We start from the raw sequence: 12,662 nt of genomic DNA on the forward strand, positions 1-12,662 counted from the left end.
GCCCCCCGGCTGCTCAGCCGTCCAGCCGGTCGGCCGCCTCGTCCTCGCTCAGGGCCTCGATCTCGGCGACGAGCAGCTCCTCGACCCGGGCCGCCAGCGCGGCCGCCGTCGAGAGCTCGAAGGCGTCACGGATCGGGACGTCCAGGCCGACGCCCGCCCGGATCCGGGCCACCACCCGGGTGACCAGCAGGGAGTCGCCGCCGAGTTCGAAGAAGTCGTCCAGGGCTCCCACCCGGGGCACCCCCAGGACCTCCTGCCACAGCTGGGCGACCAGTTGCTCGGCATCGGTCCGCGGCGCCAGGTACGGGCGCCCGGTGGTGGCGGCCGGTTCGGGGAGGGCGGCGGTGTCGAGCTTGCCGTTGAGGGTCAGCGGGAGGGTGTCGAGGAGGACGACGGTGTCGGGGACCAGATAGGCGGGCAGCCGCCGGAGCAGGTGCTCGCGCAGGGCGGCGGGGTCGGGCTCCGCGCCCGGGGCCGGGACGGCGTACGCGACCAGGCGGCGCCCGCCGCGCACCACGGCGGCGGCCCGGGCCACCTCCGGGCGGGCGGTCAGGGCGGCCTCGATCTCGGCCGGTTCGATCCGGTAGCCGCGCAGCTTGACCTGTTCGTCACCGCGGCCGAGGTAGTCGAGCGTCCCGTCGCTGCGCCAGCGCGCGCGGTCGCCGGTGCGGTACATCCGGCCACCGGCGAAGGCGGCCTCGGCGAACGGATCGTCGAGGAAGGCCGAGGCGGTCAGGTCGGGCCGCCCCAGGTAGCCGCGGGCGAGGCCGGTGCCGCCGATGTGCAGCTCGCCCTCGGAGCCGCGCGGCAGCAGCGCGCCGCGCTCGTCCAGCACGTACAGCCGCACGCCGGGCAGCGGGCGGCCCAGGGACGGGCGGCGGGCGGCGTCCGGGGCGCCGAGGTCGGTGGCGGTGACGATCACGGTGGCCTCGGTCGGGCCGTAGGTGTTGACCAGCCGGACGGTGTCGCCGTGCCGCTCCCGCCAGCGGGCGACGGACTCGGCGCGGACCTCGGAGCCGCCGAGCACCACCAGTCGCAGCGCGGCCGGCCAGGGGGTGCGGTCGTCGTGCGAGACCAGCTCCTCCCAGTAGGCGGTCGGCAGGTCGAGCACGGTGACGGACGGGCCGTCCGGGCCGCGCAGCAGCTCGGGCAGGGTACGGCCGCCGCCGGGCAGCATTACCACGCAGGCGCCGGAGGCGAGGGCGGGCCACAGCTCCTCGGCGTGGGTGTCGAAGCCTATGGAGGCGAACTGGACGATCCGGTCCCCGGGGGCGAGCCGGTAGCCCTCGGGCCCGGCCATCCAGTCGACCCGGGCGGCGAGGGCGGCGTGGTCGACGGCCACGGCCTTGGGGGTGCCGGTGGAGCCGGAGGTGAACAGGACGTAGGCGAGGCCGGTGAGGTCGCCGTCCGTCCTCGCCGGGGCGGCCCCGACGATCCGCAGGCCCTCGGAGCCGCCCTCGTCCGTGAGCAGCGCGACGGCCCCCGACTCGCGTTGCATCAGCCGCCGCCGCTCCTCCGGGTGGGCCGGGTCGAGCGGCAGGTAGCCCGCGCCGGCCTTCCAGATCGCCAGCAGGGCCGTCACCAGCTCGAAGGAGGGCGCCAGTCGGACGGCGACCAGCTGTCCCCGCACCGGTCCCAGCCGCGCGGCCAACTCGTCCGAGAGCCGGTCGAGTTCGGCATAGGAGAGGGTGCGGCCCGCGCACTCCAGGGCGGGGGCGTCCGGGGCGGCGGCGACCCGTTCGGCGAACCGGGCGAGCACCGCACGGGGGGCGGAACCGCGGACCGGGCCGGTGCCGAGGGCCAGCAGTTCGGCCCGCTCGTCCGGCCCGATCAGCCAGTCGCCGTGCAGCGGCACCGTCACGTCCGCGACGGCGGCGGTGAGCAGCGCGTGGCAGCGGGTGCCGAGCGCGGCCACCGTCTCGGTCTGGAGCACCTCCCGGTCGAAGCAGAAGGAGAGCGTCAGCCCGCCGTCCGGCGTGCGCCAACTGTCCAGCAGCAGATCGGTCTTGGCGCGTTCGAAGCCGGAGTCCATGGAGGCGGTGCGGACCCCGGCGGGCAGCGGGGTGCCGCCGTCCTCGCCGGCCAGGTCGTACTGGCTCTGGTGCACGAACACCGCCTGGTAGAGCGGCGCCGCGCCGGCCTCGGCGGGCAGGCCCAGGTGGGTGGCGAGCCGCTCCAGCGGCACGTCCTGGTGGCTCAGCGCGCCGAGGGTGGCGGTACGGACGCGGTGCAGGACGGTGCGGAAGTCGGGCTCGCCGGTGAGGTCGGCGCGGAGCACGCCGGTGCGGGCGAAGTAGCCGACCAGCCCCTCGTGGGCGGCCTCGGTGCGGCCCGCGAGCGGGGTGCCGACCACGAAGTCGGTGCTGCCGGTCCAGCGGGCCAGCACGCACTGGTAGGCGGCGAGCAGCACCATGAACGGGGTGCAGCGCTCCCGGCGGGCGAGGGCGTCCAGGGCCGAGGTGAGCTCCGGGCCGAGGGCGGTGGTGGCGAAGCCGGCCGGGTGCCGGGGCTCCGCCGGGCGGGGGCGGTCCAGCGGCAGCCGCAGCCGGCCGGTGCCGGCCAGCTTCTCCGCCCAGTAGCGGAACGCGGCCTCGGTGCCGCCCCCCTCGGCGCGCTGCTGCTCGGCGCGGGCGACGTCGCCGTAGCGCAGGGCGAGCGGCGCCAGCCCGGCCGGTGCCTCGCCGAGGGCCTCCCGGTAGAGCGCGAGCAGTTCGCGCCAGAGGATCCGGAACGACCAGCCGTCCGAGACGATGTGGTGGACGACCAGCGCGAGCGCGTGCTCGTCGGGCCCGGCCGAGACCAGGACGGCGCGCAGCGGCGGGCGCCCGCCGAGGTCGAACGGCGCGTTGACGGTGGGGCGGCAGGCGTCGGTGAAGTCGGCCTCGCCGGCGCCCGGGGCCAGCGCGACCAGGTCGAGCGGGACGGGCGCGGCGGGCTCGACCAGTTGCACGGGTGCCTCGCCGTCCAGGGCGAAGCGGGTGCGCAGCGGCTCGTGCCGGGCGGTCAGCCGGTCGAGCGCGGTGCGCAGCGCGGTCACGTCCAGCGGGCCGCTCCACCGGCGGCACAGGTACATGTTGAAGCCGGCGTCGGCGGGGTGGAGCTGCTGGAGGAACCAGAGCCGGCGCTGCTCCTCGGTGAGCGGGTGGACGGCCTCGGCGGGCCGGGCGGCGCCGGCAGTCCGGTCGGTGGTGGTCATCGGGCGGCGGCCTCGGTTCCGGTGCGGGATGCGGGTGCGGAGGGGGAGTCGGGTGCGGAGGGGGGTTCGGGTGAAGCAGCGGGTGCGGTCCCGGCGCGGGCCGCGAGGGTGGCCAGGCCGACCAGGTCGTCCGGCTCGGCGTCGGGGACGTCGCGGTCGAAGTGCCGCAGCGCGGGGACGGCGAGGCAGACCAGGACCAGCAGGGCCATGGCGAGCCCGAACAGCAGGTACAGCAGGCCGATGCCGCGCCCGTCGCCGGTGCCGATCAGCCGGCCGACGCTGCCCGCCAGCGCGCCGTCCGCGTCCACCCAGGGCTGGACCAGGCGCGGGCCGAGCGGTGCGACCAGGGCGAAACCGACCGGCAGGGTGGACCAGGCGACCATGGTGTTGACGGCGATCACCCGGCCGTGGAAGCGCAGCGGCACCTTGGTCTGCACGATCGTCGCGTAGACGCCGTTGACCAGGGCCAGCCCGTAGGCCATGCCGAAGGCGCCGAGCGCGACCGGCAGGATGCTCGGCCGCAGGCCGGTCACCAGGCAGGCGGCCGCCAGGCCGAGGGTGGCGAGCAGGACGCCGCGCAGCCGCAGCCGGCGCGGCCCGCCCCACACCAGCAGGGTCAGACCGCCGAGGACGGCGCCCAGCCCGGCCGCGACCGAGACCCAGCCGGCGGCGGCCAGCGGCGCGAAGGACAGCACCAGCGGGGTGGTGAGCAGGAACAGCGGCGACAGGAAGATGTTGAGCACGGCGAAGAACAGCAGCATCGCCCGGAAGTTGCGGCTGCCGAGCGCCCGCCGGAAGCCGGCCCGGATCTCGGCGGCGACGCTCTCCCGGCGCCGCGCGGCCATCACGTCGGGGAAGCGCACGGCCAGCGTCACGCCGGTGGCGACGACGTAGCTGGCCACGTCCATCGCGAGGATGCCGCCGAGCCCGAGGGCCGACAGCAGGCCGACCGCGAACAGCGGCACCAGGAACTGGGCGAGGCCGAAGGCCATCTGGACGACGCCGTTGGCGCGGCCGAGGAAACGTTTCGGGACGAGCTGCGGCACGGCCGAGTTCCAGGCCAGCCGTTGGAAGGTCAGCGCCGTCGACAGCACCGCGATCAGCACGTACGCGTGCCACACCGCCAGCGAGTCGGTGAGGTACAGCAGCAGCATCACCGCCTGGGTGAGGCCCGCCGCGACATCGCCGTACAGCATGATCCGGCGCCGGTCGCCCCGGTCCACCAGCGCCCCGGCCAGCGGGGCGCTGAGGATGCCGGGGACGAGCCCGCAGGCGGCCAGCAGGCCGAACTGCGCCAGCGAGCCGGTGGTCAGGTAGATCCAGACCGGCAGGGCGAACTCCGTGAGCGCCGAGCCGATCATCGAGATCTGCTGTCCGGCGGCGACACCGAGGAAGCGGCGCATGGTCGGCCGCACCGCGGCGGTCGCGGCCGCCGGCGCGGGCTCGGCGGCGTCCCGGGAGAGCCCGGCCAGCCACCAGGTGGCGCCCTCGGTGCGCCGGTGCCGCTGCTCCTCGCCGTCGACCACCGAGCGGTGCACGGTGGTGAGGATCTCGGCGAGCTCGGCGGCCCGGTACTTGAGGTAGAAGTGCCCGGCCTCGTCGAGCACCACGACGCCGGTGGTCTCGCTGAGCCGGTGCCACTCCCGGTACCGCTCCTCGTAGAACTCGGTGGCCGGGTCCCGGTCGCCGCAGACCGCGTAGACCGGGGCGGCGATCCGGCCGTCCTCGCTCTCGAACAGCCGGGTGAAGTACTGCTCGGCCTCCCGGGTCCCGGTCCGGCGGTTGGCGACCATCAGCCGCAGCTGCTCGGTGCCGACCTCGTCGGTGTCCAGACCGGCCGCCGCCAGGGCGTTGATCATGCCCTGGTCACTGCGCATCCGGTCGGCGGTGCGGGCCCACCACTCGCCGACGGCGGCGCCGCGCCCGCGCGGCCGGGCGAACGGGAAGATGCCGCCGAGGTGGACGGCCTCGACCTCGCGGCCGGCCGCCTCCACCCGCCGGGCGATCTCCACGGCCAGCCGGACGCCGACGCCGCAGTGGCCGTACAGCACGATCCGGCCCTCGACGGTGTCCAGGATCTCCTGGGCGCAGCCGGCCGCGACCTCGTCGATGTCCATGGCCTCCTCGCCCAGTTCGTGGCCGGGGACGGCGAGCGAGTGCAGCGCCCAGTCGGCGGGCAGGGCGTCGGCGAGCGGCTTGTAGATGAGCGCGCTGCCGCCGCCGTACGGGGTGCAGACCAGACTGGCGGTGGTCCGGCGGCCGGCCGGGGTGAGCAGGTGCAGCAGGCTGCGCGGGCCCCGGTCGGCGTGCGGGTCGCTGACCAGCGCGGCCAGCCGGCGCACCGTCGGGTACTTGAAGAGGTCCATCACCCCGACCGGGGTGGGGAGTTCGGGGAAGGCGCGGCGCAGTTTGGCGACCACCTGGGTGGCCAGCAGCGAGTGCCCGCCGAGTTCGAAGAAGTCGTCCAGGGCGCCGACCCGGGGCACGCCCAGCAGCTCGGCCCAGAGTGCGGCGAGGAACTCCTCGGCCTCGCCCTCGGGTTGGACGAACTCCCCGCTCGCGGCGGGCTCCTCGGGTTCGGGCAGGTTCCGCCGGTCGACCTTGCCGTGGGCGAGCAGGGGCAGCCGGTCGAGCACCACGAACCGGGCCGGGACCATGTAGTCGGGCAGCGACTCGCCCAGGGCGTCGCGCAGTTCGGCCGGGGTGGGCACGGGAATGTCGCCGGTCTGCTCCAGATAGGCGACCAGCATCTGCCGCAGGCCCTCGCCCCGGGCCAGCACGACGGCCTGGCCGATCCCGGGCAGGGCGGTGAGGGCCGCCTCGATCTCGCCGGGCTCCACCCGGTAGCCGCGGACCTTGATCTGGTCGTCGGCCCGGCCCAGGTAGTCGAGGGTGCCGTCGGTGCGCCAGCGGGCCAGGTCGCCGGTGCGGTAGAGCCGGTCGCCGGGGGCGCCGAAGGGGTCGTCGACGAAGCGTTCGGCGGTCAGTTCAGGCCGGCCCAGGTAGCCGCGGGCCAGCCGGTCGCCGCCGAGGTACAGCTCGCCGGTGACGCCCGGCGGCACCGGCTGCCCGGCCTCGTCGAGGACGTGGCAGCGGGCCCCGGCGAGCGGGGTGCCGATCGGGGTGCTGCCCGCTCCGGCGGCTTCGGCGGTGACCTCGTGCACGGTCACGCCGACGGTGGCCTCGGTCGGGCCGTAGTGGTTGAACACCGCGCACCGGCCGAGGGCGGCCAGGCCGGCGGCCCACGACCAGGCCGAGGCCTCGCCGCCGAGCACCAGCGACCGGCGCGGCAGCAGCCGCTCCATCGGGGCGTCGGCGCTCAGCGCGGCCAGGTGCGAGGGGGTCATCTTGAGGTGGTCGAGCTCCAGCGCCTCGATCCGCTCGGCGAGTTCGGCCCCGGCGATCCGGCGCGGCAGCAGATGGACCCGGCCGCCGGTGCTCAGCGCGAGGTAGAGCATCGTCATGCTGAAGTCGAAGGCCAGCGACTGCAGCAGCCCGTAGCTCGCGCTCGGCTCGATCCGCAGGCGTTCCCGCACCCCGGCCAGGTAGTTGAGGATCTGGCGGTGCTGGACGGCGACGCCCTTGGGGGTGCCGGTGGAGCCGGAGGTGTAGATGACGTAGGCCAGGTGGTCCGGTCCGGACAGCTCCGGCAGCGGTTCGGCGTCCCGTACCGGCGGCTCGGTGTCCAGCAGCAGCGCGGCGACGTCATGGCCGGGGAAACGGTCGGGGAAGTGCTCGGGGAAGCGGTCGCGCAGGGCCGATTCGGTGAGCAGGACCCTGGCCCCGGAGTCGGCGACCAGGTGGGCGAGCCGGGCGGGCGGCTGCTCCGGGTCCAGCGGCAGGTAGGCGCCGCCGGCCTTCAGCACGCCGAGCAGCGCCACCGCCAGCTCGGGCGACTGCTCCAGGCAGACCGCGACCCGGTCGTCCGGGCCGACGCCGAGCGCGCGCAGCCGGCGGGCCAGCCCGGTGGCGCGCTCGTCCAGCTCGCGGTAGGTGACGGTGCGGCCCTCGGACTCCAGGGCCGGCCGGTCGGGGTGGGCGAGGGCGGTGGCGGCGAGCAGCGCGGTCAGGGTGGCCGGGGCACCGTCCGGGTCGGGCAGCGCGGGCCCGACCGCCCAGCGCTCCAGGACGTCCCGGCGCTCGGCGGGGGTGGTCAGGGGCAGCCGGGAGAGCGGCCGGTCCGGGTCGGCGACGGCCGCCGCGAGGAGGAGTTCGAAGCGCTCGACCAGTCGGCGCACGGTCGCGGCGTCGAACAGGTCGGTGCGGTAGGTGAGCAGCCCGTAGAGGCCGCCGTCGGACTTCTCCCGCAGGTAGAACGCGAGGTCGGTGCGGGTGGTGGCGGCCTCGTGCCCGAAGCTCTCGGCGGTCGGCGCGCCGGGGCCCGCCGGTTCGGACGCGGTACCGCGCTCGCCGTAGTTCTGGTAGGCGAAGCTGACCTGGAACACGGCGGAGCGGCTGACATCGCGCTCGATGTCCAGATCGGCCACCATCTGCTCGAACGGCACCTCCTGGTGGGTGTACGCGTCGAGGGTGGTGGCGCGGACCCGGCGGAGCAGTTCGGCGAAGGTCGGATCGCCCTCCAGCCGGGCCCGGATCGGCAGCATGTTCACGAACAGGCCGACCACGCCTTCGAGTTCGCGGTGCAGACGGCCGGCCACCGCGGAACCTATGGCGAAGTCCCGCTGCCCGGCGTGCCGGCCGAGCAGGGTCTGCAGCGCCGCCATCAGCACCATGTACCCCGAGGCGCCCGAGGACCGGGCCAACTCGGCCACACCTCGACCGAGTTCGCTGCTCCAGTGGAACTCGGTGGCGGCCCCCTCGAAGGTCAGCACCGGCGGCCGCGGCCGGTCGGTCGGCAGCTCCAGGGCCGGGACGTCGCGCAGCTCCTCGCGCCAGTAGGCCCGGGAGCCCGCCAGCGCCTCGCCGGCCAGCCGCTCCCGCTGCCAGTCCGCGTAGTCGCCGAACTGCACCGGCAGTTCGGGCAGCCGGTCCGGGGTGCCGTGGGCGTGCCGGGCGTACAGCGCGTCGAGTTCGCGGTGCAGGATGTCGAGCGACCAGCCGTCGCTGACGATGTGGTGCATGACCAGGGCGAGCACGTGCTCGTCCGGCGCGGTGCGCACCAGCAGGGCGCGCAGCAGCGGACCCTCGGCCAGGTCGAACGGTCGCGCCACCCGCTCGCCGACCTCGCGGGCGGCCCGCCCGGCCGGGTCCCGGTCGCCGGTCGCGTCCACGAACTCGGCGACGAGCGGAGCGGGTTCGGCGATCCTGACCTCGGCGGTGCCCTCGGCAGTGGCGGGGAAGCTCATCCGCAGCGCCTCGTGCCGGGCGAGCAGTTCGGTGAGTGCGGCGTCCAGTGCGGTGCGGTCCAGCGGGCCGCGCAGCCGGCGGGCCGGGGCCAGCGCCCAGGCGGTGGAGCCGGGCGCGAACTGGTCCATGAACCAGAGGCGTTCCTGCCCGCTGGAGAGCGGGACCGCGCTGCCCGGGGGCCGGGTCGGGACGGTGGCTACGGTGACGGCGGCGGTGACGGGGGCCGCGCCGGCGGGAGTGCCGCCGCCGGGGGCCGGGGCGGTGGCGTCCGCGGCCGTGGTGGTGCCGGCGGCCGCGCGCAGGCGCTGGGCGAGCAGGGCGCGTTTGGTCGCGGACAGCCCGGCGGCGGGGTCCTGGAGGTCGGTCATGGGTTGTTCCATTCGGCACACGTCGGGCGGCGGCTGCGGTGCTCCCGGGCGGGATCGCCGCGGGGCGGGCCGCCGCAGGGGAGGGGACGCGGGGCAGGGAGGACGGGGGGAGCGGACGCGGGTACGGGGAGGAAGGTCGGGCGGCGCGGGTTCCGTCGCGCCGCCCGGCGGTCAGCGCAGTTCGCGGACGGCGGCGGCGATGCCGAGCGGGGTCGGGGTGGCGAAGAATACGTCGAAGTCGAGCTCGACGCCCAGCAGGTCGCGGATCCTGGCGGTGATCTGAATGATCGTCAGGGAGTGCCCGCCGAGGTCGAAGAGGTCGTCCTCGGGGCCGAGGCCGGGCAGTCGCAGCACCTCGGACCAGACCCCGAGCACGGCGGCGAGCACCTCGTCCTCCGCCTCGGCCTCCGCGCCGGGGACGGCCGGGGCCTCGACCGGCACCGGCGGGACGGGCAGCGCGCGGCGGTCCAGCTTGCCGTTGGGCGTGAGCGGCAGCCGGTCGAGCACCAGGAAGCGCTGCGGGACGGCGGCGCCGGGCAGCAACCGCTGGAGGAAGGAGCGGAGTTCGGCGGGGTCGGGAGCGGCCTGTCCGGCGGCCGGGACGAGATAGCCGGCGACGAACGGCTCGCCGTCGTGCCCGTCCCCGTCACTTCCGTCCCCGGGTGCGGCGTTCTCCTCCCGGTGCACCGCGGCGGCGGCCTCCGCGACCGCCGGATGGGTCAGCAGTGCCGCCTCGACCTCCCCCAGCTCGATCCGGTGGCCGCGGATCTTGACCTGGTCGTCGATCCGGCCGAGGAACTCCAGTTCGCCGTCCGGGCTCCAGGCCACCAGGTCGCCGGTGCGGTAGAGCCGGTCGCCGGGGGCGCCGAAGGGGTCGTCGACGAAGCGCTCGGCGGTCAGTTCCGGCCGGCCCAGGTAGCCCTCGGCGAGCCCGTCGCCGCCCAGGTGGAGTTCGCCGGGCACGCCGATCGGCAGCGGCCGACGGCGGCGGTCGAGCACCAGGGCGCGGGTGTTGGCGATCGGCCGACCGATCCGGACCGCCTCCGGGGCGTCCGGCAGCTCGGCACAGGTGGACCAGACGGTGGTCTCGGTCGGCCCGTAGACGTTGAACAGGCGGTCGGTACCGGCCCGCAGCTGCCGGGCCAGCGGCAGCGGCAGGGCCTCCCCGCCGACCAGGCCGGTCAGCCCGGAGGGCAGCGGCCCGGCGCCGAGCAGGACCCGCCAGCCCGAGGGCGTCGCCTGGACGTGGGTGACGCCCTCGCGCTGGACCAGCGCGCGCAGCCCCGGGCCGTCGACGGCCAGGCCGTCCGGGGCGAGCACCAGGCGGCCGCCGGTGGTCAGCGGCAGCAGCAGCTCCAGGGCGGAGATGTCGAAGGAGAGCGAGGTGAGGCCGAGCCAGACGTCCCGGGGGCCGGAGCCGAGCCGCGCGGCGAAGGAGGTGAGCAGGTTGACCAGTGCCCGGTGGCCGATCTCGACGCCCTTGGGGCGGCCGGTGGAGCCGGAGGTGTACAGGACGTACGCCAGCCGGCCGGGGTCGGCGTCGGTCCAGGGAGCGGTGTCGGCGTCCGCCTGGGCGGAGGTGCCGCCCGGCCGGAGCACCGCCGGTGCGGCGGCGGCCACCTCGGGTGCCGGTTCGCGGTCGGCCAGCAGCAGGGCGGCGCCGGAGTCGGCGAGCACGAAGGCGAGCCGCTCGGCCGGGTAGCCGGGGTCGAGCGGCAGGTAGCCGGCGCCGACCGCGTGCACGGCGAGCAGCGCCGCCGGCAGGTCGGCGGTGCGGGCGAGGTGCAGGCCGACCAGGTCGTCCCGGCCGATGCCGGCCGAGGTGAGCTCCCCGGCCAGCCGGTCGGCACGGCGCAGCAGCTCCCGGTAGGTCAGCCGTTCCTCCCCGGCCACCACGGCGAGCGCGTCGGGGGCGGCCGAGGCGTGCTCCCGGACCAGGTCGAGCACGGTCCGGTCGGCGGGGTAGGCGCGGGCGGTGTCGTTCCAGGCGGTGGTGACGAGCTGTCGTTCGGCCGCGTCGAGCAGGGGCAGGTCGCCGAGCGGGGTCGCGGGGTCGGCCACGGCGGCGGCGAGCAGGGTGGCGAGGTGCCCGGCGGTCCGCCGCGCGGCGGCGGAGGCGAGCACGGCCGGGTCGTACTGGAGCGAGAGCTCGATCCCGTCGGCGCCGTCGACGGCCTGGAGGTGCAGGGTGTTGCGGGCCGCGTGCGGGAAGACGGTCCAGTCGACCTCGGTGGTGCTGCCGGGGAACACGGGGTCGGCGGTGGTGCGGCGGCGGTAGCCGAAGGAGACCGGCGCCAGCCCGGCCCTGGGGGTGAGGCCGGGGACGGCGCTGCCGAACGGGACGGCGCGGTGCGCGGAGACCGACCGGGCCTCGGCGCGCACGGCGGCGGCGTAGTGCGCGAACGGCGTGTCCCCGTCCTGGCCGGCCGGGGCGTACACGGGCAGCTCGTTGACGTACAGGCCGATCGTGTCGCGCTGCCGGGGTCCGCGGGTGGAGAACGGGACGGCGACCGGGACGGCCTCGCCGCCGTAGCGGTGCAGCAGGCCGTGCAGGGCGGCGAGCAGGAACTCGAAGCGGGTGACCCCGGCGGTGCGGGCGGCGTACGCGAGGGCGGCCCGGGCCGGGCCGTCGAGCCGCCAGGAGACGGACTCGCCGGGGCCGGCGTCGGTCACGGCGCGGGGGCCGCCGGGGAGCACCGGGGCGGTGGCGGCCGCCCACCGGGGGCCGTGGAAGGCGGCGGCCCGGGCCAGGAGGTCGGGGTCGAGCGGCGCGCGGGCGGCGTCCGTGGTCTCGTCGGTGTCCGCGCCGGCGGCGGCAACGCCCGCGGACCGCTCCTCGTCCGTCGCCGACGACCTGAGCGCGGCGGCGTACCCGGCGGCGAGGTCCGCGACCAGCACGTCCTTGGAGTGGCCGTCGAACACCGCGTGGTGGGCCACCACCAGCAGTTCGGCGCCGCCGTCCGCCCGCCGGTCCAGGGTGAACCGGACGAGCGGCCCCCGGGCCAGGTCGAACGGCAGGGCGAGTTCCTCGGCGAGCCGCTTGGCGGCGGCGTCGGCGCAGGCGTCGGCACACTCGCCGAGCGGCTCGCCGACCGGTTCCGGGACGGTGAGCGCGGGCGCCCGCCCGGCCGGGACGGGGTGGAGCACGCCGTCCCGTTCCACCAGCGCCGAGGAGAGCGCGGGGTGCCGGGCGACGGTCGCGGCGACGGCGCGGGCCAGCGCGTCGGTGTCGATCCGGTCGAAGCCGATCCGCAGCGCGAGGTGGAAGACCTCGGGCACGTGGGTGAGCCTGCTGGTCAGCCATATTCCGTGCTGGGCGGGGGAGGCGGGCCGTGCGGCGTCCGTCGCTCTCGCGGGGGTCCCGACGGGGGAGGAAGGGCCGGGCCGGTCGGTGGAGTCGGACATGCTGTGCTCGATTCGGGAGTCGGAGACGGAGCTGCGGGGCACCCGTCCGAGCGGTGGCCGTGGCGGCGCGCGGGCGCGGTACGGCGCGGTCGGACGGCGCGGCTGCCGAAGGGTGGCCGGCCCGCCCCGCGGACCGGTCGGCAGGCGCCGAGGAACGGCCGGACCCGACTCCCAGGTGTCCCCCCTGATGCGTCAGGCGAAGCGATCCCCTACCCCCGTACGAAGATCATTGGCCTGGACCTGCCGCGAGGTTTCCACAGACCACATGCCTCGTCAAGGGTTGTCCACGACCTGGCCGGAGGCTGCCGACGGTTCGTCAACCACCTTCCGGCGCGGGGGGCCTGGCGTGACCGGCGGGGCTGCTGGGACGGCGGTCGAGGCGGCCG

The 12,662-nt window shown here is 76.4% G+C and carries 3 protein-coding genes; all 3 read right to left on the reverse strand.

What is annotated here, in order from left to right; genetic code table 11:
* Window positions 1-13 precede the first annotated feature (13 nt).
* Window positions 14-3,196, reverse strand: coding sequence for an amino acid adenylation domain-containing protein (locus OG715_RS38420; RefSeq protein WP_266272602.1), 3,183 nt, complete (start codon window positions 3,194-3,196; stop codon window positions 14-16).
* Window positions 3,193-8,871 carry a non-ribosomal peptide synthetase/MFS transporter gene (locus OG715_RS38425; protein WP_266272601.1) on the reverse strand — a complete coding sequence of 1,893 codons (5,679 nt, stop codon included), beginning with the start codon at window positions 8,869-8,871 and terminating at the stop codon, window positions 3,193-3,195. Before OG715_RS38425 ends, OG715_RS38420 begins: the two co-directional genes overlap by 4 nt.
* 171 nt (window positions 8,872-9,042) lie before the next feature.
* Window positions 9,043-12,276 (reverse strand): non-ribosomal peptide synthetase, encoded by a 3,234-nt coding sequence (locus OG715_RS38430; RefSeq protein WP_407661064.1) that lies wholly within the window; start codon window positions 12,274-12,276, stop codon window positions 9,043-9,045.
* Window positions 12,277-12,662: the final 386 nt, after the last annotated feature.

It is taken from the genome of Kitasatospora purpeofusca (assembly GCF_036010405.1).
Lineage (GTDB): Bacteria > Actinomycetota > Actinomycetes > Streptomycetales > Streptomycetaceae > Kitasatospora > Kitasatospora purpeofusca.